The sequence below is a fragment of the Streptomyces sp. NRRL S-37 genome (assembly GCF_000721605.1).
GTDB lineage: Bacteria > Actinomycetota > Actinomycetes > Streptomycetales > Streptomycetaceae > Streptomyces.
Genome location: NZ_JOIZ01000017.1, coordinates 211,848 through 231,944, shown reverse-complemented (window position 1 = coordinate 231,944; position 20,097 = coordinate 211,848). Strand labels below are relative to the sequence as shown.

Here is a 20,097-nt window from a genome sequence, read left to right as displayed (position 1 = left end):
ACCGGAGCGGGACGACGACGATGCCCACACCCCCCGACGACATCGTCGAGGCCGCACGGCTCGTGCCGGACCACTGGATCAGCATGATCGACCCCGGCTGGGACGGCGAAGGCGTGCCGCCGGACCGGGTCGTGGTCGGCCGCTGGCGCACGGGAGCGGCCGGCGAGATCGAGGAGTGGGAGGACAACGAGGCGTACCGCCCCTCCCCGGAAGCGCTCGGCTGGCCCGAGCCCACCGACGACGTCGACGCTGCCCTCCAGCTCGCGGTCACCGGGTACGGACCGGTCGAGGACGCCCTGCGCGCCCTGGCCACCGCAGAGGTGGCGGTGCCGACCCTGCCGGACGGCACACCGGTGACCGCCTCCGTCGGGGACGGCAGACTCGTCGTCCCGGTCTTCACCGCCCCGCCCCACCTCGACGCGGCAGGCGGTTTCGCCTCCGAACGCGTCACCGTCCCGGCCCTCCTGGACCGCCTCCCACCCGGCCACGCCCTCTACGTCAACCCGGCCGGCCCGGCGGGCACGGTACTGGAGCCCGATCAGCTCGCGGAGACGATCACGGACAGAACACGACCGGACGACACACCCGGCCCTCCTGATGCCCTCGGGTAACGGTCCCCTTGCCCGGCGCGACGCACATCACGCCGTGCCCGCGCGCAGGCGGAGCCCGCCGAGGGCATGAACCTCACCGACACCGCTCGGTCCCGGCACCCGGGACTCGACGCACAGGGGCCGGGGCCTGCCCCTTCAGCACTCGATGATGTTCACCGCGAGCCCGCCCCGGGCCGTCTCCTTGTACTTGACCGACATGTCCGCGCCGGTGTCCTTCATCGTCTTGATGACCTTGTCCAGGGACACCTTGTGCGAGCCGTCGCCGCGCATCGCCATCCGGGCCGCCGTGACCGCCTTCACCGCGGCCATGCCGTTGCGCTCGATGCACGGGATCTGCACCAGACCCCCGACGGGGTCGCAGGTCAGGCCGAGGTTGTGTTCCATGCCGATCTCGGCGGCGTTCTCCACCTGCTCGGGGGAGCCGCCCAGCACCTCCGCCAGCGCGCCCGCCGCCATCGAGCAGGCGGAGCCGACCTCGCCCTGGCAGCCGACCTCGGCGCCGGAGATCGAGGCGTTCTCCTTGAAGAGCATGCCGATCGCGCCGGCCGCCAGCAGGAAGCGGACCACGCCCTCCTCGTCGGCGCCGGGCACGAAGTTCATGTAGTAGTGCAGGACGGCGGGGATGATCCCGGCCGCGCCGTTCGTCGGGGCGGTGACGACCCGGCCGCCGGCCGCGTTCTCCTCGTTCACGGCCATGGCGTACAGGGTGATCCACTCCATGGCGAGGGCCTGCGGGTCCCCCTCGGAGCGCAGCTTGCGCGCGGTGTTCGCGGCGCGGCGGCGCACCTTCAGGCCGCCCGGCAGGATGCCCTCGCGGGACATGCCCCGGTCCACGCACGCCCGCATCACCCGCCAGATCTCCAGCAGGCCCGCGCGGATCTCCTCCTCGCTCCGCCAGGCGCGCTCGTTCTCCAGCATCAGGGCGGAGATGGACAGGCCGGTCTCCCGGGTGAGGCGCAGCAGCTCGTCGCCCGTGCGGAAGGGGTACTTCAGGACCGTGTCGTCCAGCACGATGCGGTCCGCGCCGACCGCGTCCTCGTCCACGACGAAACCGCCGCCGACCGAGTAGTACGTCTTGGTCAGCAGCTCCGTACCGGAGGCGTCGTACGCCCACAGGGTCATGCCGTTGGCGTGGTACGGGAGCGCCTTGCGGCGGTGCAGCACCATGTCGTCGTCGAAGGAGAACGCGATCTCGTGCTCGCCGAGCAGCCGGATCCGGCCACCGTCCTTGATCTTCTCCACCCGCTCGTCGGCCGACTCCACGTCCACCGTGCGCGGCGAGTCGCCCTCCAGGCCCAGCAGCACCGCCTTGGGCGTGCCGTGGCCGTGGCCGGTGGCGCCCAGGGAGCCGTACAGCTCCGCCCGGACCGAGGCGACGGAGTCCAGCAGGTCCTCGTTGCGCAGCCGCCGGGCGAACATCCGGGCCGCCCGCATCGGGCCGACCGTGTGCGAGCTGGACGGGCCGATGCCGATCGAGAAGAGATCGAAGACCGAGATGGCCACGGGAGGACTCCTAAGGGTTCGGCGGACGACGCTGTCCACCGGGAAGGGGTGGTTCAGAAGAGGGGGTCGTCGGTGCGGCGGTACATGGTGCGGGGCACCGCGCCCACCGACCCAGTGTGCGCGATGCCCCTGATGTTCGTACGTGGGAAAGCGTACGAAATTACTGCAGACCGGGGTACAGCGGGTGCTTCGCGGCGAGTGCCGTCACCCGGGCCCGGAGCGCCTCCACGTCGAAGGACGGCTTCAGCGCCTCGGCGATCACGTCCGCGACCTCGGCGAAGTCCTCGGCCGTGAAGCCGCGGGTGGCCAGGGCGGGCGTACCGATGCGCAGGCCCGAGGTGACCATCGGCGGGCGCGGGTCGTTCGGGATCGCGTTGCGGTTGACGGTGATGCCGACCTCGTGGAGGCGGTCCTCGGCCTGCTGGCCGTCCAGCTCGGAGTTCCGCAGGTCGACCAGGACCAGGTGCACGTCCGTGCCGCCGGACAGCACGTCCACGCCCACGGCCTTCACATCGTCCTTGACCAGGCGCTCGGCCAGGATGCGGGCGCCCTCCAGGGTACGGCGCTGGCGCTCCTTGAAGTCCTCGGAGGCGCACACCTTGAAGGCGACCGCCTTGGCGGCGATCACGTGCTCCAGCGGGCCGCCCTGCTGACCGGGGAAGACCGCGGAGTTGATCTTCTTGGCCAGCTCGGCCGTGGAGAGGATCACACCGCCGCGCGGGCCGCCGAGGGTCTTGTGGGTGGTGGTCGTCACGACGTGGGCGTGCGGCACCGGGTTCGGGTGCAGGCCCGCGGCGACCAGGCCGGCGAAGTGCGCCATGTCGACCATGAGGTACGCGCCGACCTCGTCCGCGATCCGGCGGAACGCGGCGAAGTCGAGCTGACGCGGGTACGCCGACCAGCCGGCCACGATCAGCTTCGGCTTCTTCTCCTTGGCGAGGCGCTCGACCTCGGCCATGTCGACCTGGCCGTCGTCGCCGACGTGGTAGGCGACCACGTCGTAGAGCTTGCCGGAGAAATTGATCTTCATGCCGTGGGTCAGGTGCCCGCCGTGCGCGAGGTTCAGGCCCATGATCGTGTCACCGGGCTTGAGCAGCGCGAACATCGCGGCCGCGTTGGCCTGCGCGCCCGAGTGCGGCTGCACGTTGGCGTGCTCGGCGCCGAAGAGCTCCTTGACCCGGTCGATGGCGATCTGCTCGATCACGTCGACGTGCTCGCAGCCGCCGTAGTAGCGGCGGCCGGGGTAGCCCTCGGCGTACTTGTTGGTGAGGACCGAGCCCTGGGCCTCCATGACCGCGACCGGGGCGAAGTTCTCCGAGGCGATCATCTCGAGGGTGGACTGCTGGCGGTGCAGCTCGGCGTCGACCGCGGCGGCCACCGCCGGGTCGAGCTCGTGCAGGGGGGTGTTCAGAAGCGACATGCGGCTACGGCTCCTCAGCCCGCGATGTGGGCGTCGTACTCGGCGGCGGTCAGCAGGTCGGCCGGCTCGTCGGCGACGCGCACCTTGAACAGCCAGCCACCCTCGAAGGGAGCGGAGTTCACCAGCGACGGGTCGTTCACCACGTCCTCGTTGACCTCGGTGATCTCACCGGTGACCGGGGAGTACAGGTCGCTGACCGACTTGGTCGACTCCAGCTCGCCGCAGGTCTCGCCCGCGGTCACGGTGTCACCGACCTCGGGGAGCTGGACGAAGACCACGTCGCCGAGCGCGTTGGCCGCGTGCTCCGTGATACCGACCGTCGACACGCCGTCCTGGGCGGCCGACAGCCACTCGTGCTCCTTGCTGTAACGCAGCTGCTGGGGGTTGCTCATGGCCTGAATTCTCCTGTACGCGGGGGACTGCTGATGACGGAGGGGACTGCGGTGCGGCGCCGGTGAGCAGGCACGGCGTGCTCACCTCACGCGCGGAAAGTCGTCTACGACGGTGTCACTTCCGCCGCTTGTAGAACGGCAGCGCCACGACCTCGTACGGCTCGTGGCTGCCGCGGATGTCCACGCCGACCCCCTCGGTGCCGGGCGCCGCGTGGGAGGCGTCGACGTACGCCATCGCGATCGGCTTGCCCAGCGTGGGGGAGGGGGCGCCGGAGGTGACCTCGCCGATCACCTCGCCGCCGGCCACGACCGCGTACCCGGCGCGCGGGACCCGGCGGCCCTCGGCGACCAGGCCGACCAGGACGCGGGGCGGCTCGGAGGCGGCGCGCCCGGCGGCCTCGGCGAGCGCCGCACGGCCCACGAAGTCGCCCTCCTTCTCGAACTTCACCACCCGGCCCAGACCGGCGTCGAAGGGCGTGAGGGAGGTGCTCAGCTCATGGCCGTACAGCGGCATGCCGGCCTCCAGACGGAGCGTGTCCCGGCAGGACAGCCCGCAGGGGACCAGGCCCGCGCCCTCGCCCGCCTTGGTCAGCGCCTGCCACAGCTCCACCGCGTGCTCGGGCTTCACGAACAGCTCGAAGCCGTCCTCGCCGGTGTAGCCGGTACGGGCGATGAGCGCGGGCACACCGGCGACCGTGCCGGGCAGGCCGGCGTAGTACTTCAGGCCGTCCAGGTCGGCGTCGGTGAGCGAGGCGAGGATGGCGGGGGACTCGGGGCCCTGCACGGCCAGCAGCGCGTAGGCGTCGCGGTCGTCGCGGACCTCGGCGTCGAAGCCGGCCGAGCGCTCGACGAGCGCGTCGAGCACGGTCTGCGCGTTGGAGGCGTTGGCGACCACCATGTACTCGGTGTCGTCCAGCCGGTAGACGATCAGGTCGTCCAGGATGCCGCCGTCCTCACGGCAGATCATGGTGTAGCGGGCGCGGCCCGGCCGCACGCCGCCGATGTCGCCGACCAGCGCGAAGTCCAGCAGCTCGGCGGTCCCCGGTCCGGTGACGGTGATCTCACCCATGTGCGAGAGGTCGAAGAGGCCGGCCCTGGTGCGGACGGCGTTGTGCTCGTCGCGCTCGGAGCCGTAGCGCAGGGGCATGTCCCAGCCGGCGAAGTCGGTCATCGTCGCGCCGAGCGAACGGTGCAGGGCGTCGAGCGCGGTCCGGCGGGGTTCGGTACTGCTCATCGGTCGGTCTCCCAAGGCGATGGGGTCCCCTCGCGCGAGTTCGTTCGAGCGTGGGGAGGGCGAGGACGTTCCTCCCCATCTGTCATCGGAACCTGAGAGGTTCGCCATGACGCCCCCCGCGGGGACGGTCCTGACTTGCACCTTGGGTGGAGCCACCGGAGCACTGCTGCATGCCCTTCGGCGGCCCGCTTTTCAGATGTGCCTCGCCCGCGCGGTAACGGGGCCTGAGAGATTCAAGGGAGGGACTTGCTCCTTCGGCGCCCCGGCGGCAAACGGTGCCGGGGACTCTCCCGCGCGGATTCAAACGGCCGGTATGCAGTTGGCGCGCACATCATTGCACGCATCGCGGGGGCGCGGCAGGGGGACCCTTCCCAGGGGGCGCACCGGGTGTGCGGACACCGTCACGGACAGCTGTGACACGCCTGTTTCAGGAAACGGACGGAAACGACAGACACTCGGCATTACCTTCTCTTTACACTCGGCGGGGATCGGTACTCGTACCCGGCCCCAGGGGAGGACGATCACGGTGAACAGGACCACGGCGTGCGCCACCACCACGGGCGTCGCGCTGCCCCAGCAGCCGGCCGCCCAGGCCCGTCGGGCCCGCGGCGCGCTGCCGGCGCCCGTCGTCCGCGATCTGCGCGCGCGGGCCGGCCGCAGCCCGCGCGCCCTGCTCTTCGGGCCCCGGGACCTCGTCGTGGTCACCGGGCTGCCCGGCAGCGGCAAGTCCACCCTGATGCGGCGCACGGTGCGCGGCACCCGCGTCGACTCCCAGGACACCCGGGACCGCTGGGACCGCCGCATGCCGCGCTTCCTGCCGTACGCGGTCTACCGCCCGCTGGTCCGCCTCGCCCACTACGCCGGACTGCGCCGCGTGCTGCGGACCGGAGAGCCGGTCGTCGTGCACGACTGCGGTACACAGGCCTGGGTGCGCCGCTGGCTGGCCCGCGAGGCCCGCCGCCGGGGCGCGAGCCTGCACCTGCTGCTGCTCGACGTCACCCCGCAGCAGGCCCTGGCCGGCCAGCGCGCACGCGGGCGCGGTGTCTCCCGGTACGCGTTCCTGCGGCACCGCGCGGCGAGTGAGCGGCTGCTGCGCGCGGTGGAGCGGGGCACGCCGACGGCGGGCGCGGGGTCGGCGGTCCTGCTCGACCGGGACGCGGCGGACGCGCTGCGCCGGATCGGCTTCACGGGCTGACCGGTAGCCTTTCCAGCCACAGCAGTGGTTCCAGGCAGCAGGCGGTAGGCAGATGGATTTCCCGGCGGACTTCCCGGCACAGACGCACCCCCATCCGCACGGAGGATGGCCCGGCAACGAGCTGGAGGAGGTGCTCTCCGCCTCCCTCGGCGTCCCCTCGGCGGGCGGCAGGATCGTCGAGGTGCTGGGCCGCAGCTTCGTCTGGATCCCGCTGCCGAACGGCGGCGGCCCGGACAGCGGCCCGCTGGACCTGCCCACCATGGAGATCGACGGCCAGGCCCACGTCCCCGTCTTCAGCTCCGAGGAGCAGTTCCGCCAGGTCGTCGGCTCCCACATGCCGTACACGATCGCGCCCGCCGTCGAGTTCGCCCGCGGCCTGCCACCGCAGGCCGGGATCGCGGTGAACCCCGGCGGCGTGGTCGGCATCCCGCTGCCGCCGCCGGCGGTGGCCGAACTCTGCCGGGCCGGACACACCCCCCTGGACGGCGCGGCGGCCGGCGGCCGGGTCCGGCTGTTCGAACCCGACTGGCAGGACGACCCCCTGGACTTCCTCGCCGCCGCCTCGGCGGAGTTCGACGCCCTCGGCGTGGTGACCACCGCCCGCCGCTGCCTCGCCGCGATCGAGACGGCCGACCCGGTCCTCTTCGTCGGCGTGGAACTCTCCCGGTGGGAGGGCGACGCCCGCACCCTCCCCCTGAACGCCCTGGGCCGGGCCCTCGGCCGCACCCCCACCCCCTGGCCGGTCAACCTCATCGTCCTGGACATCGCCCAGGACCCGGTCGGCGACTGGCTCCGCACCAAGGTCCGCCCCTTCTACCAGCGCCAGCAGTAACCCCCCCAGGGGCGCGGGGCTGTATCGATGTGCGGCTCCGCCGCGCGGGCGCGACCAACCAGGACGCACCCGCACCCGCCGGACAACGCGCAGCCCCGAGCTCTTCCGCGAGCTTGCCGCAACGCAGCCAGGCAGCCCGCTGCACAACGTCGGCTTAAGCTAGGTCCATCCGCTGGCGAGGTACGGAGGGGCGATACAAGTGAGCGCTGGCACCGCGGCGACCGGACAGGTCGAGCACATGCTGCGCCAGGTGACGCCCGGGCGTTACGACGCGTACGAGGCACTGCTGCGCGCCCTCGCGACCCCCGCCTCCGGCCAGGTCTGGATGCTGCTCTGGCACGGCCAGGCCGGCTCCCCGGACGCCCAGTACGGAAACATGGAGGTCGACGGCTTCGGCTACGCGCCCTGCGTCACCTCCGCCCAGGAGCTGTCCGCCAGCGGCTGGAACCGGTCGTACGAGGTGGTCGACGGCCTCGAAGTGGCCCGCGCGCTCTACCCCGACCGCTACGGCCTCTGGCTCAATCCGCACGCCCCCGGCGGCGGCGTCGGCATCCCCTGGCTGGACCTGCGCCGGATCGCCGGCGGCCTGGACCGCCAGCCCGCCGGACCGCTGCGGCTGTCCGAACCGGCCATCGCGATCCCGCAGTTCTACGCCCTCCTCGCGCAGAACGCCCACCGCACCCCGGCCGTCCGCGCCCTGCGCCGCGCCTGGGTGCAGCCCGCGCTGGGCGCCCCGTACCTCGCCATCGGCCTGGACGTGTACGACACCTCCCCGCCCGCCGTGGACGCCGTACGCGCGATGATGCGGCAGTCCCTCGGCGCGGTCCCGGACGGACTGCCCGTGTCGACCGTCGCGATGTCCGACGAGTACGACCCGGTCGCGATGTGGCTGCGCGTCAACTCCCGGCCGTTCTACGACCGCGAGGCCCACGCGGCCCCCGCCCAGGCACCCGCCGCCGGGTACGGCTACCCTCCGGCCCGTGGGGTCCACTGACGGAGTGACGGGCTTCCGCCGGCCGCGCCGACGGCATCCGTGATCTTCACGCCGTGGGCACATTTCTTCGCGCGTAGACAGCGGTGAATCGTCACGAAGATCATCGATTACGCCGTTGTGTCCCAACTGTCAGACGTCCGAAGGGTGTTACCCACTGTTCGGATAACGGAATCCCATGCAGTGCATCACGGTTGTGCATACTTTCCCGGTCAGGCCTGGCGGGTGATCGTGAAGACGCTGAAGACTCCCGACACAGATGCCGGATCGTTCGATCCTGTGATCGAAAGCAAGTTGACAAAGCCGTGATCAACGGCGGGTGTAGGCCGGTCACCACCGGCGAGAGGGGTCAGGTCACTGTGACCGCACCGATCGAGACCACCGGGGCACAAGCCGAGGTACAGCCCGAGGCTGTCCTCGACGGTGCCGACAAGGGGCAGATCGAGGGTCGTTCCCTGGGGCAGATCGCCTGGTCCCGTTTCAAGAAGGACAAGGTCGCCGTGGCCGGCGGGGTCATCGTGGCCCTGCTGATCCTCCTGGCGATCCTCTCCCGCCCGATCCAGGCGATCTTCGGCCTGGACCCCAACGTCCTCAACCAGGATCTGATCGACCCCAACACCTCGCTGCCCAAGGGCGACTTCGGCGGCATGAGCTGGGACCACCCGCTCGGTGTGGAGCCGAAGTTCGGCCGGGACATCGCCACCCGCATCCTGGAGGGCTCCTGGGTCTCGCTGGTCGTCGCCTTCGGCGCCACGCTCCTGTCCAACACGATCGGCGCGATCCTCGGCGTGGTGGCCGGCTACTACGGCGGACGCGTCGACACGATCATCAGCCGTCTGATGGACACCTTCCTGGCGTTCCCCCTCCTGCTGTTCGCGATCGCCATCTCGGCGACCCTGCAGGGCGGCGCCTTCGGTCTGGAGGGTCTGCCGCTGCACATCGGCGTGCTGATCTTCGTCATCGGTTTCTTCAACTGGCCCTATCTGGGCCGCATCGTCCGGGGCCAGACGCTGGCCCTGCGTGAGCGGGAGTTCGTCGACGCCTCCCGGGGGATGGGGGCCAAGGGGCCGTACATCCTCTTCCGGGAGCTGCTGCCGAACCTCGTGGGTCCGATCATCGTCTACTCGACGCTGCTCATCCCGACCAACATCCTTTTCGAGGCGTCCCTGAGCTTCCTCGGTGTCGGCATCCAGCCGCCCCAGGCCTCGTGGGGCGGCATGCTCAACCAGGCGGTCGCCTTCTACCAGGTCGATCCCCAGTTCATGATCGTGCCGGGTCTCGCCATCTTCGTGACCGTCCTGGCGTTCAACCTGCTCGGCGACGGTCTCCGTGACGCTCTCGACCCGCGCAGCCGCTGACCAGCGGCTGCCACGAGAGTCCAAAGTTTTGCCACCAATGGAGGGGAAGCAGACCATCATGCGAAGGTCAGCGCTGGCCGCGGTCGCGGCCATCGGCAGTGCGAGCTTGCTGCTTTCGGCTTGCAGCAAGGCCGATGACAACTCGGACAGCAACGGAAAGAAGTCGGCTGAGGCCAACGCAGCGACCAAGGGTGTCGTCAACGCCTCCACCCAGAAGGGTGGGACGGTCACGTACGAGTACTCGGACGTCCCGGACTCCTTCGACCCCGGCAACACGTACTACGCGTACATGTACAACCTCAGCCGGCTCTACGCCCGCCCGCTGATGACCTTCCAGCCCGGTGCGGGCGAGGAGGGCAACACGCTGGTCCCGGACCTCGCGGCCAGCAAGGGTGTGCCGAGCGACGGCGGCAAGACCTGGACGTACAAGCTGCGTTCGGGCCTGAAGTACCAGGACGGCACTCCGATCACCTCGAAGGACGTCAAGTACGCCGTCGAGCGCTCCAACTTCGCGCGTGACGTGCTCTCCCTCGGCCCGAACTACTTCCAGCAGTTCCTCGAGGGCGGCGACAAGTACAAGGGCCCCTACAAGGACAAGAGCCCCGAGGGCCTGAAGTCCATCGAGACGCCGGACGACACCACGATCGTCTTCCACCTCAACCGCGCCTTCCAGGAGTTCGACTACCTGGTCGCGACGCCGCAGACGGCCCCGGTGCCCCAGGCCAAGGACAAGGGCGTCGACTACGTCAAGAACATCGTGTCCTCCGGCTCGTACAAGTTCGAGAGCTACGAGGAGGGCAAGCAGGTCGTCCTCGTCCGCAACGAGAACTGGGACGCGAAGACGGACCCGCTGCGCAAGCAGTACCCGGACAAGATCGTCGTCAAGCTCAAGGTCAACGCCGAGACGATCGACCAGGACGTCCAGGCCGGCACCGCGATCGACCTCGGCGGCACGGGCGTCCAGGCCGCCACGCAGGCGAAGGTCGTCAACGACGTCGCCCTGAAGGCCAACACCGACAACACCTACGGTGGCCGCCTCGTCTACATGGCGATCAACACCCAGGTCGCCCCGTTCGACAAGGTCGAGTGCCGCAAGGCCGTCCAGTACGCCGTCGACAAGGTCTCCGTGCAGACCGCCCTGGGCGGCCCGATCCGCGGTGACATCGCCACCACCGTCCTGCCGCCGGACATCCCCGGCTACGAGAAGACGGACGCCTACGCCACCGCCGGCAACAAGGGCGACGTGGCCAAGGCCAAGGAGCAGCTGAAGGCCTGCGGCAAGACGACCATCAACACCAACATCTCGGCGCGCAGCGACCGCCCGCAGGAGATCGACGCGGCCACCGCGATCATCGCCTCGCTGAAGAAGGTCGGCATCAACGCCAGCCTGAAGCAGTACCCGTCGGGCAAGTACTTCACCGACCAGGTGGGTGTGCCGTCGTTCAACAAGAAGCAGAACATCGGTCTGCACATGATGCAGTGGGGTGCCGACTGGCCGTCCGGCTACGGCTTCCTCCAGCAGATCCTGAACGGTGACGCGATCGGCACCTCCGGCAACACGAACCTGTCGTACCTCGACGACAAGCAGATCAACGAGACGCTCGGCAAGGCCATCGCCACCGAGGACGCCGCCGAGCGCAACTCGATGTACGCCCAGATCGACAAGCGTGCGATGGACCAGGCCGCCCTCGTCCCGCTGACCTACTTCAAGGTCCTGCTGTACCGCCCCGCGAACTTCACCAACCTGGTGTCGTCGTCGGCCTGGAGCGGTCAGTACGACTACCTCAACATCGGTACGACCAAGAAGTAGCCCCGGAAGGCAGGTGAAGGCTTTGGTGCCCGCGGGCTTCGCGGCCCGCGGGCACCAGCGCCGGTCCCCGTGATCTCGTATATCCTCCGTCGGACGTTCGCGGCAGTGATCCTGCTGCTGGTCGTCACCGCGGTCACCTTCGCGATCTTCTTTTTGCTGCCGCGGCTCGCCGGCCAGACCGCCGACCAGCTCGCGCAGCAGTACATCGGAAAGAGCCCGACGAAGGCGGACATCCTCGCGGTCAAGCAGAACCTCGGTCTGGACCAGCCCCTGTACGTCCAGTACTGGCATTTCATCAAGGGGATCGTCAGCGGCGCCACCTACAACCTGGGCCCCACGACGGCGCAATGCAACGCGCCCTGCTTCGGCTACTCCTTCAAGAACCACGTCGAGGTGTGGCCGCAGCTCACCTCGCGCCTCCCGGTGACCCTCTCGCTGGCCGGCGGTGCCGCCGTGCTGTGGCTGCTCTCCGGTGTCCTGATCGGCGTGATCTCCGCGCTCAAGCCCCGCAGCGTCTTCGACCGCACCTTCATGGGCGTCGCGCTCGCCGGTGTCTCGCTGCCCATGTTCTTCACCGGCAACCTGGCGCTGCTGCTGTTCACCTTCCAGTGGCCGATCTTCGGGCGCACCTACGTACCGCTCACCGAGAACCCGGCCCAGTGGGCCAACACGCTCTTCCCGGCCTGGTGTTCGCTGGCCCTGCTGTACTCCGCCATCTACGCGCGGCTCACCCGCTCGGGCATGCTGGAGACGATGAACGAGGACTTCATCCGCACGGCCCGGGCCAAGGGTCTGCGCGAGCGCAAGGTCGTGACCCGGCACGGTCTGCGGGCCGCGCTGACCCCGATCATCACCGTCTTCGGCATGGACCTCGGCCTGCTGCTCGGCGGCGCCGTGATCACCGAGAAGGTGTTCTCACTGCCCGGCATCGGCCAGTACGCGGTACAGGGCATCACCGACAACGACCTTCCCCCGATCCTCGGCGTGACCCTGCTCGCAGCCTTCTTCGTCGTGATCGCAAATCTCCTGGTGGACCTGCTGTACGCCGCCGCCGACCCTCGCGTGAGGCTCTCGTGACCGAACTCTCCAAGACCGGGGCCGCCGTGGGCGAACCCACGAGCTCGCCCTCGAACGCGCCCGACGCGTTCCTCGCGGTCCGCGACCTCAAGGTGCACTTCCCCACCGACGACGGCCTGGTCAAGTCCGTCGACGGGCTCAGCTTCGAGGTGGAGAAGGGCAAGACCCTCTGCATCGTCGGCGAGTCCGGCTCGGGCAAGTCCGTCACCTCGCTCGCGATCATGGGCCTGCACCGGCTCGGCTCCCGCGGCAAGAACGTGCGGATGTCCGGCGAGATCTGGCTGGGCGGCAAGGAGCTCGTCTCCGCCGACCCGGACGAGGTGCGCCGGCTGCGCGGCCGCGAGATGGCGATGATCTTCCAGGACCCGCTGTCCGCGATGCACCCGTACTACACGATCGGCAACCAGATCGTGGAGGCGTACCGGGTCCACCACGACGTCAGCAAGAAGGTCGCGCGCAAGCGGGCGATCGAGATGCTCGACCGGGTCGGCATCCCCGAGCCCGACAAGCGGGTCGACAACCACCCGCACGAGTTCTCCGGCGGTATGCGCCAGCGCGCGATGATCGCCATGGCGCTGGTCAACAACCCCGAACTGCTCATCGCGGACGAGCCGACGACCGCCCTGGACGTGACCGTCCAGGCGCAGATCCTCGACCTCGTCCGGGACCTGCAGAAGGAGTTCGGCTCCGCGGTCATCCTCATCACCCACGATCTCGGCGTGGTCGCCGAGATCGCCGACGACGTCCTGGTGATGTACGGCGGCCGGTGCGTGGAGCGCGGCTCGGTCGACGACGTCTTCGAGCGGCCGCAGCACCCGTACACCTGGGGTCTGCTCGGCTCGATGCCGCGCGTCGACCGCGAGACCTCCGAGCGGCTCATCCCGGTCAAGGGCTCGCCGCCGAGCCTGATCAACGTCCCCTCGGGCTGCGCCTTCCACCCCCGCTGCCCGTACGCCGACCTCCCCAAGGGGGATGTCACCCGTACCGTGCGCCCGGAGCTCCAGCCGGTCGGCAGCGGGCACTTCTCCGCCTGCCACCTCTCGCCGGAGGACCGCACGCGGATCTGGACCGAAGAGATTGTGCCGAAGCTGTGAGTGAGACCAAGAAGACGGACGCGACGACGGTCCCGGCCCAGGCCGCCGCTCCCGAGGAGCGCGAGGTGCTGCTCAAGGTCGAGGGCCTGCAGAAGCACTTCCCGATCCGCAAGGGTGTCCTGCGGCGCCAGGTCGGTGCGGTCAAGGCCGTCGACGGCATCGACTTCGAGGTGCGCAAGGGCGAGACCCTCGGCGTGGTCGGCGAGTCGGGCTGCGGCAAGTCGACCATGGGCCGGGTCATCACCCGGCTCCAGGACCCGACCGGCGGCTCGATCAGCTTCGAGGGCAAGGACATCACGCGGCTGAACACGGCCGGGATGCGTCCGCTGCGGCGGGACATCCAGATGATCTTCCAGGACCCGTACGGCTCGCTGAACCCGCGGCACACCATCGGCGGCATCGTCTCGGCGCCGTTCCGGCTCCAGGGCGTGGAGCCGGAGGGCGGGGTGAAGAAGGAGGTCCAGCGGCTCCTGGAGCTGGTGGGCCTGAGCCCCGAGCACTACAACCGCTACCCGCACGAATTCTCCGGCGGCCAGCGCCAGCGCATCGGCATCGCCCGCGCGCTGGCCCTGAAGCCGAAGCTGGTCGTCGCGGACGAGCCCGTCTCCGCGCTGGACGTGTCGATCCAGGCGCAGGTCGTCAACCTCATGGACGACCTCCAGGAGGAGCTCGGCCTGACGTACGTGATCATCGCGCACGATCTGTCCGTCGTCCGGCACGTCTCGGACCGGATCGCGGTGATGTACCTGGGCAAGATCGTCGAGCTCGCCGACCGCACCTCGCTGTACGAGACGCCGATGCACCCGTACACCAAGGCCCTGATGTCGGCCGTGCCGGTGCCGGACCCGAAGCGCCGGGGCACCAAGAGCGAGCGCATCCTGCTCCGGGGTGACGTGCCCTCGCCGATCTCCCCGCCGAGCGGCTGCCGCTTCCACACCCGGTGCTGGAAGGCGACGCAGATCTGCACGACCACGGAACCGCCGCTGAAGGAGCTGCGGCCGGGCCAGCGGGTGGCCTGCCACCACCCGGAGAACTTCGCGGACCAGGCTCCGCAGGACGTCGTCCTGCTGACCGCCGCCAAGGAGGCGGCGGCGACGGTCCCGCAGAAGGCGCCGGCGAAGTCCGCGGAGACCTCGAAGTCCGAGGAGACCTCGGCGGGGGCGGCGGCGGACGCGGAGGGCACGAAGCCGAAGGCCTCCGAGCCTGAGGCGGAAGCCGGCTCCGAGGCGAAGCCGGCGGAAGCCGAGTCCGAGGCGAAGCCGGCGGAAGCCGAGACCAAGGCGGGGGCGGCGGAGGCTGAGTCCGAGGCGGGGCAGGCGGAAGCGGAGTCCGAGGTGGAGTCGGCGGAGGCCGAGACCAAGGCGGGGGCGGCGGAGGCTGAGTCCGAGGCGGGGCAGGCGGAAGCGGAGTCCGAGGCGGGGCAGGCGGAAGCGGAGTCCGAGGTGGAGTCGGCGGAGGCCGAGACCAAGACGGAGCCGGCGGAGGCTGAGTCCGAAGCGGGGCAGGCGGAGGCCGAGTCCGAGGCGGGGCAGGCGGAAGCGGAGTCCGAGGCCGTGAAGGCCGAGGCCGCCGCGTCCGGCCCCGCGGAGACGGACGCCCCCGGGACCGACACCGACACCGACGCCGGGCCTCTGACCAAGGAGAAGTAACCCAGCTTGACCGCGAGCCCCCGCCTTCGTTTGTAAGGCGGGGGCTCGTTCACGGGTGAGAATGGCAGGGTGCTCCAGCAACTGTTCAGTCCGTCCGTCCTGCACACGCTCGACCTGATCGGCATCTTCGTCTTCGCGATCTCCGGCGCCCTGCTGGCCGTCCGCAAGAACTTCGACGTCTTCGGCATCGCCGTACTCTCCGAGGTCACCGCGCTCGGCGGCGGCCTCTTCCGCGACCTGGTCATCGGCGCCGTACCGCCCGCCGCCTTCACGGACCTGGGGTACTTCGTCACCCCGCTGCTCGCCACGGTCCTGGTGTTCTTCCTCCACCCGCACGTGGAACGCATCCAGACCGGCGTCAACGTCTTCGACGCGGCAGGCCTCGGCCTCTTCTGCGTCGTCGGCACGACCAAGGCGTACGACTACGGCCTCGGCCTGACCGCCTCCGCCTGCCTGGGCCTGGCCACCGCGGTCGGCGGCGGTGTGCTGCGCGACGTGCTCGCCAACGAGGTGCCGTCGCTGCTGCGCTGGGACCGCGACCTGTACGCCGTCCCGGCCGTCGTCGGTGCCGCCCTGACCGCGCTGTGCATCCGCTACGACGCGCTGAACGCGGGGACCAGCGGTGTCGCCGTGGTCACGGCCTTCGTGCTGCGGCTGCTCGCGATGCGCTACCACTGGCGGGCCCCTCGCGCATGGCACCGCCGCTCGACGGTCCAGGAGGAGTAGTTCCCGGGCACACCGGCAAAGCTACCGCTTAGTATTATCTTCTTGTACTGTTCAGCCATGCCAGAAGCAGCCTCCGCCCAGTCCGTCAGGGCCACCATCGGCGCCAGTGAGTTCGACCGCGACACCGCTCTCACCCCGCGTGCGCCCGGTGTCTACGACATCGACCTCTCCGCCGACTGGACGATCTTCAACGCCGTCAACGGCGGCTATCTGCTGGCGGTCCTGGGCCGCGCGCTCGCGGACACCCTGCCGCACGCCGACCCGTTCACCCTCTCCGCGCACTATCTGACCGCCTCCCGGCCGGGCCCGGCCGTCGTCCGCACCGAGACCGTGCGCACCGGACGGACCCTGTCGACCGGCCAGGCGTCCCTGTTCCAGTTCGACGAGCAGGGCCGCGAGGTGGAGCGCATCCGTGTCCTCGCCTCCTACGGTGATCTGGACTCCCTGCCCGACGACGTCCGTACGACGGCCGAGCCGCCCGCGATACCGCCGATGGAGCAGTGCTTCGGAGCGGAGGACGGCCCCGCCCCGGTCGACGGCGGCTCCGCCATCACCGAGCGCCTGATGCTCAAGCTCGACCCCTCAACCCTGGGATGGGCGCTCGGGCAGCCGTCCGGCAAGGGGGAGATGCGGGCCTGGTTCGGTCTCGCCGACGGCCGGGACCCCGACCCGTTCGCGCTGCTCCTCGCGGTGGACGCCCTGCCGCCGACCGCCTTCGAGCTGGGCCTGACCGGCTGGGTCCCCACGGTGGAGCTGACCGTCCACGTCCGCTGCCGCCCCGCTCCGGGCCCGCTGCGCGTCTCGGTCACCACCCGCAACCTCGCCGGCGGCTTCCTGGAGGAGGACGCCGAGGTCTGGGACAGCGAGGACCGCCTGGTGGCCCAGTCCCGCCAACTGGCCCGGGTCCGCCTCTGAATCCAGCCTCGCCGGGGGTGCCCCCGCTCGAGCGAAGCCGAGAGTGGGGGAGGGCAGGGGCGGCGGGGGCGAAAAACCCCCTCACCCGCCCCCACCCACCCCGCCGTCCAGCCAGTGCGCACGCCCGATCCCGATCAACCGCATCCGACGCTCGGCCATCCGGACCACCCGCTCCCGCCCGGCCTCCCTCGCCGGAGCCTCCAGCAGCGCTGACGCGGTGACCAGCATCTGATCCACGTACAGCTGAGCCAGCATCGCCAGATCCTCCTCCCCCCACCCCGCGGACACCGGATCCTCCGCCAGCGCCTCCGCCACCTCCGCGGCGAACAGCGCGAGCTGATCCCGTATCGCCTCCCGCACCGCCCGCACCCCGCCGTGCCGCTCCCGGGCGATGAACCGCACATGCGCCGGATGCGCGTCGACGTGCCCCGCGATCAGCCCGACGGCCCGCGCGACGCGTTCCTCACCGTCCCCGGTCGTGGACACGATCGTCCGGATCATCGGGTGCAGACCGCCCAGCGCCTCCTCGACCAGCGCCACCCCCAGATCCTCGATGGACCGGAAGTGCCGGTAGAAGGCGGTCGGCGCCACCCTCACCGCACGGGTGACCTCACGCAGCCCCAGACTGCTCAGGCTCTGCTCCTCCAGCAGCTCCAGCGCCGCGTCGAGCAGCGCCCGCCGGGTCTTCCACTTCTGGGCCTGCCGGACGCCGAGGGTGTGACTCATGCCATGCAGTTAACAACTGTTCTCCGTCATGGGAAAGTCATGGGCCGCGCTAGCCTGGGAACTCAGTGAACAACTGTAGCTACAACCGTTCACCGAATCTGGGGGATCCACCCATGCTGTTCCTCGTCGCAGCGCTGCTCCTGCTGGGCGTCGTCCTGGGCGCCGTCGTCCACGCCCCGCTCTCCTTCTCCCTCGTCACCGGTGCCGTCATCGTCGTATGGCTCGGTGTCTTCGCCCTGCGCGAGCGCCACGGCCGCGGACGCCGCGGCCCGGCGCACTGACCCGCACCGGGCCGTCCGAACCCCGTCCCTCCGACCGTGGGAGCCGATCACCATGCATCTGACCGCACCGGCCGCCCGACGCACCGGTTTCCGTGACGCCGACGGCATGGCCGTCGCGTCCTTCGTCCTGGGCCTGCTGGGCCTGCTCGTCCTCAACGTCGTCCTCGGCCCGACCGCCGTCGTGCTGGCGGCCGTGGCGCTGTGGCGGGGCACGGCCCGACGCGGCCGGGCCTTTTTGGGGCTCGGACTCGGCGTGGCCGACCTCCTCGTCCTCGCCGTGTTCGTCCAGGCGGACCACACGATCTCGTGGAGCTTCTGAGCGGGCGGCACATCCCGGCCAACCGTGATCCGTGGCCGCCGCACGGGGCCCCGTAGAATCGGCCCCACCATGGCTTACCTCGACCACGCCGCGACCACCCCGATGCTTCCCGAGGCGGTCGAGGCGCTCACCGCGCACCTGGGCGTCACCGGCAACGCCTCCTCCCTCCACGCGGCCGGCCGCCGCGCCCGGCGCACCGTCGAGGAGGCCCGCGAAACCCTCGCCGAGGCCCTCGGCGCCCGGCCCAGCGAGATCGTGTTCACCTCCGGCGGGACCGAGGCCGACAACCTCGCCGTGAAGGGGCTCTACTGGTCCCGCCGCGCCGCGGACCCGGCCCGCACCCGGGTCCTCGCCGGCCCCGTCGAGCACCACGCCGTCCTCGACGCCGTCCACTGGCTCGGCGAGCACGAGGGCGCCACCGTCGAGTACCTGCCGGTCGACTCCCACGGCCGGGTCCACCCGGACGCCCTGCGCGAGGCCATCGCCCGCAACCCCGACGATGTCGCCCTCGCCACCGTCATGTGGGCCAACAACGAGATCGGGACGATCCTGCCGGTCCGCGAACTCGCCGAGACCGCCGCCGAGTTCGGCGTGCCGCTGCACTCCGACGCGGTCCAGGCCTTCGGCCAGGTCCCGGTGGACTTCGCCGCGTCGGGGCTCGCCGCGATGACCGTGTCCGGCCACAAGATCGGCGGCCCGTACGGCATCGGTGCGCTGCTCCTGGGCCGCGAGCACACCCCCGTGCCCGTCCTCCACGGTGGCGGCCAGGAACGCCACGTCCGCTCCGGCACCCTCGACGTCCCGGCCGTCGCCTCCTTCGCGACCGCCGGGCGGCTCGCCGCCGAGCGGCAGGAGTGGTTCGCCCGCGAGATCGGCAGGCTGCGCGACGACCTGGTCACCGCGGTCCACGAGGCCGTCCCGGACGCCATCCTCGGCGGCGACCCCGCGCCCGGGGGGCGTCTTCCGGCCAACGCGCACTTCACCTTCCCCGGCTGCGAGGGCGACTCCCTGCTGCTCCTCCTGGACGCCCAGGGCATCGAGTGCTCCACCGGATCCGCCTGCACCGCCGGCGTCGCCCAGCCCAGCCACGTCCTCCTGGCCACCGGGGTGGACCCCGACCTCGCCCGCGGAACCCTGCGTTTCTCCCTGGGCCACACCTCCACGGAGGCCGATGTGAAGGCCGTGGCCAAGGCCATCGGCCCGGCGGTGGAACGGGCCCGCGCGGCGGGACTGACCTAGCCCGCCGTGGCCGAAGCCGAAGGGCTGGGACGAGCCTGCATCGTGCGGGCGCGGCGGACCAGCTTCATGTAGCGGTCCCAGTCCCAGTGGGGGCCCGGGTCGGTGTGGTCCGTGCCCGGGACCTCGACGTGGCCGATGATGTGGTCGCGGTCGACCGGTATGCCGTAGCGGGCGCATATGCGGGCCGTGAGGCGGGCCGACGCCTCGTACATCTCGTCCGTGAAGTCCTCGGGGCGGTCCACGAAGCCCGCGTGCTCGATGCCGACACTGCGCTCGTTGTAGTCGCGGTTGCCCGCGTGGTAGGCCACGTCCAGCTCGCGGATCATCTGGGTGACACGGCCGTCCTGGCCCACGATGTAGTGCGAGGCGGCCTGGTGGTCCGGGTCCTGGAACGCCTGCACCGCGCTGTCGAAACTGCCCTGGGTGACATGGACGATCACCATGTCGACGCCGAAGTCGTCCGGCCGGTCCGCGCGGCGCCAGTTGGCGTCCGAGGCCGCCACCCAGCGGGCGCCCGCGTAGTCCACCACACCCTGCTCGCGCGGCTTCTCGACACCCGGCACACGCCACCACAGCCGCGCCAGCTCGTCCCGCGCCAGCGCCGCCGTGCCCGCCGCCGCCACCACCCCGCCCACGATCAGTGCCCGCCGCCCGATGCGCCGGTCCCCGTCCTCGGATGCCTTCTGTGCCCCCATGTGATCTGGAACGGATATCCGGCGGCCGCG

At 70.7% G+C, this 20,097-nt stretch carries 20 protein-coding genes and 1 riboswitch; of the genes, 14 read left to right on the top strand and 6 right to left on the bottom strand.

Features of this window, described 5'->3' with window-relative positions; genetic code table 11:
- The first annotated feature begins 20 nt into the window (after positions 1-20).
- Positions 21-611, top strand: a complete 591-nt coding sequence (locus tag IH50_RS0124960; RefSeq protein WP_234328235.1) for a type VII secretion system-associated protein — start codon at positions 21-23, stop codon at positions 609-611.
- Positions 612-746: 135 nt separating this feature from the next.
- Here the strand turns inward: IH50_RS0124960 and IH50_RS0124955 are convergent, their stop codons facing one another.
- The 4 genes from IH50_RS0124955 to gcvT all read right to left on the bottom strand — a co-directional run bounded on the left by IH50_RS0124955 (position 747) and on the right by gcvT (position 5,160).
- Complete coding sequence (locus IH50_RS0124955) at positions 747-2,114, bottom strand: L-serine ammonia-lyase (protein ID WP_030866460.1); 1,368 nt, start codon at positions 2,112-2,114, stop codon at positions 747-749.
- A gap of 160 nt (positions 2,115-2,274) precedes the next feature.
- Complete coding sequence (gene glyA / locus IH50_RS0124950) at positions 2,275-3,534, bottom strand: serine hydroxymethyltransferase (RefSeq protein ID WP_030866459.1); 1,260 nt, start codon at positions 3,532-3,534, stop codon at positions 2,275-2,277.
- Positions 3,535-3,548: 14 nt separating this feature from the next.
- On the bottom strand, positions 3,549-3,926 hold the full coding sequence (gene gcvH, locus IH50_RS0124945) for a glycine cleavage system protein GcvH (RefSeq protein ID WP_030866455.1): 378 nt from the start codon (positions 3,924-3,926) through the stop codon (positions 3,549-3,551).
- Positions 3,927-4,041: 115 nt separating this feature from the next.
- Positions 4,042-5,160, bottom strand: coding sequence for a glycine cleavage system aminomethyltransferase GcvT (gcvT, locus tag IH50_RS0124940; RefSeq protein WP_030866452.1), 1,119 nt, complete (start codon positions 5,158-5,160; stop codon positions 4,042-4,044).
- A 202-nt stretch (positions 5,161-5,362) separates the two neighbouring features.
- Positions 5,363-5,463, bottom strand: a riboswitch (glycine riboswitch).
- Positions 5,464-5,686: 223 nt separating this feature from the next.
- Between gcvT and IH50_RS0124935 the strand changes: the two genes are divergently transcribed.
- From IH50_RS0124935 to IH50_RS0124890, 10 genes are all read left to right on the top strand, one after another.
- The gene (locus tag IH50_RS0124935; protein ID WP_030866448.1) at positions 5,687-6,355 is read left to right on the top strand and encodes an AAA family ATPase; all 669 of its coding nucleotides are present in this window, start codon (positions 5,687-5,689) and stop codon (positions 6,353-6,355) included.
- 52 nt (positions 6,356-6,407) lie between these two features.
- Positions 6,408-7,187 carry an enhanced serine sensitivity protein SseB gene (locus IH50_RS0124930; protein WP_030866445.1) on the top strand — a complete coding sequence of 260 codons (780 nt, stop codon included), beginning with the start codon at positions 6,408-6,410 and terminating at the stop codon, positions 7,185-7,187.
- A 199-nt stretch (positions 7,188-7,386) separates the two neighbouring features.
- Positions 7,387-8,181: an enhanced serine sensitivity protein SseB C-terminal domain-containing protein gene (locus IH50_RS0124925; protein ID WP_030866442.1), complete on the top strand. Its 795-nt coding sequence runs from the start codon at positions 7,387-7,389 to the stop codon at positions 8,179-8,181.
- 356 nt (positions 8,182-8,537) lie between these two features.
- Positions 8,538-9,536, top strand: a complete 999-nt coding sequence (locus IH50_RS0124920; RefSeq protein WP_030866439.1) for an ABC transporter permease — start codon at positions 8,538-8,540, stop codon at positions 9,534-9,536.
- Positions 9,537-9,573: 37 nt separating this feature from the next.
- The gene (locus tag IH50_RS0124915; RefSeq protein WP_030866435.1) at positions 9,574-11,346 is read left to right on the top strand and encodes an ABC transporter substrate-binding protein; all 1,773 of its coding nucleotides are present in this window, start codon (positions 9,574-9,576) and stop codon (positions 11,344-11,346) included.
- Positions 11,347-11,415: 69 nt separating this feature from the next.
- Positions 11,416-12,423 (top strand): ABC transporter permease, encoded by a 1,008-nt coding sequence (locus IH50_RS0124910; protein ID WP_030866432.1) that lies wholly within the window; start codon positions 11,416-11,418, stop codon positions 12,421-12,423.
- Complete coding sequence (locus IH50_RS0124905; protein WP_030866430.1) at positions 12,420-13,517, top strand: ABC transporter ATP-binding protein; 1,098 nt, start codon at positions 12,420-12,422, stop codon at positions 13,515-13,517. The genes IH50_RS0124910 and IH50_RS0124905 overlap by 4 nt, the downstream gene beginning before the upstream one ends.
- On the top strand, positions 13,514-15,166 hold the full coding sequence (locus IH50_RS42735) for a dipeptide ABC transporter ATP-binding protein (RefSeq protein ID WP_030866427.1): 1,653 nt from the start codon (positions 13,514-13,516) through the stop codon (positions 15,164-15,166). Before IH50_RS0124905 ends, IH50_RS42735 begins: the two co-directional genes overlap by 4 nt.
- A gap of 69 nt (positions 15,167-15,235) precedes the next feature.
- Positions 15,236-15,892 (top strand): trimeric intracellular cation channel family protein, encoded by a 657-nt coding sequence (locus tag IH50_RS0124895; protein ID WP_030866424.1) that lies wholly within the window; start codon positions 15,236-15,238, stop codon positions 15,890-15,892.
- A 57-nt stretch (positions 15,893-15,949) separates the two neighbouring features.
- Complete coding sequence (locus IH50_RS0124890) at positions 15,950-16,807, top strand: thioesterase family protein (RefSeq protein ID WP_030866421.1); 858 nt, start codon at positions 15,950-15,952, stop codon at positions 16,805-16,807.
- Between the two features lie 81 nt (positions 16,808-16,888).
- Here the strand turns inward: IH50_RS0124890 and IH50_RS0124885 are convergent, their stop codons facing one another.
- Complete coding sequence (locus tag IH50_RS0124885) at positions 16,889-17,533, bottom strand: TetR family transcriptional regulator (RefSeq protein WP_030866417.1); 645 nt, start codon at positions 17,531-17,533, stop codon at positions 16,889-16,891.
- Between the two features lie 113 nt (positions 17,534-17,646).
- Between IH50_RS0124885 and IH50_RS42105 the strand changes: the two genes are divergently transcribed.
- The 3 genes from IH50_RS42105 to IH50_RS0124870 all read left to right on the top strand — a co-directional run bounded on the left by IH50_RS42105 (position 17,647) and on the right by IH50_RS0124870 (position 19,372).
- The gene (locus tag IH50_RS42105) at positions 17,647-17,814 is read left to right on the top strand and encodes a hypothetical protein (RefSeq protein WP_030866415.1); all 168 of its coding nucleotides are present in this window, start codon (positions 17,647-17,649) and stop codon (positions 17,812-17,814) included.
- A gap of 52 nt (positions 17,815-17,866) precedes the next feature.
- A complete protein-coding gene (locus IH50_RS0124875; protein ID WP_030866411.1) occupies positions 17,867-18,133 on the top strand; it encodes a hypothetical protein in 267 nt (88 codons plus the stop codon).
- 69 nt (positions 18,134-18,202) lie between these two features.
- Positions 18,203-19,372, top strand: coding sequence for a cysteine desulfurase family protein (locus IH50_RS0124870; protein WP_030866407.1), 1,170 nt, complete (start codon positions 18,203-18,205; stop codon positions 19,370-19,372).
- On the opposite strand, the gene IH50_RS0124865 is transcribed toward IH50_RS0124870, so the two are convergent.
- Positions 19,369-20,067 carry an N-acetylmuramoyl-L-alanine amidase gene (locus IH50_RS0124865; protein WP_030866404.1) on the bottom strand — a complete coding sequence of 233 codons (699 nt, stop codon included), beginning with the start codon at positions 20,065-20,067 and terminating at the stop codon, positions 19,369-19,371. The genes IH50_RS0124870 and IH50_RS0124865 overlap by 4 nt on opposite strands.
- Between the last annotated feature and the right edge of the window lie 30 nt (positions 20,068-20,097).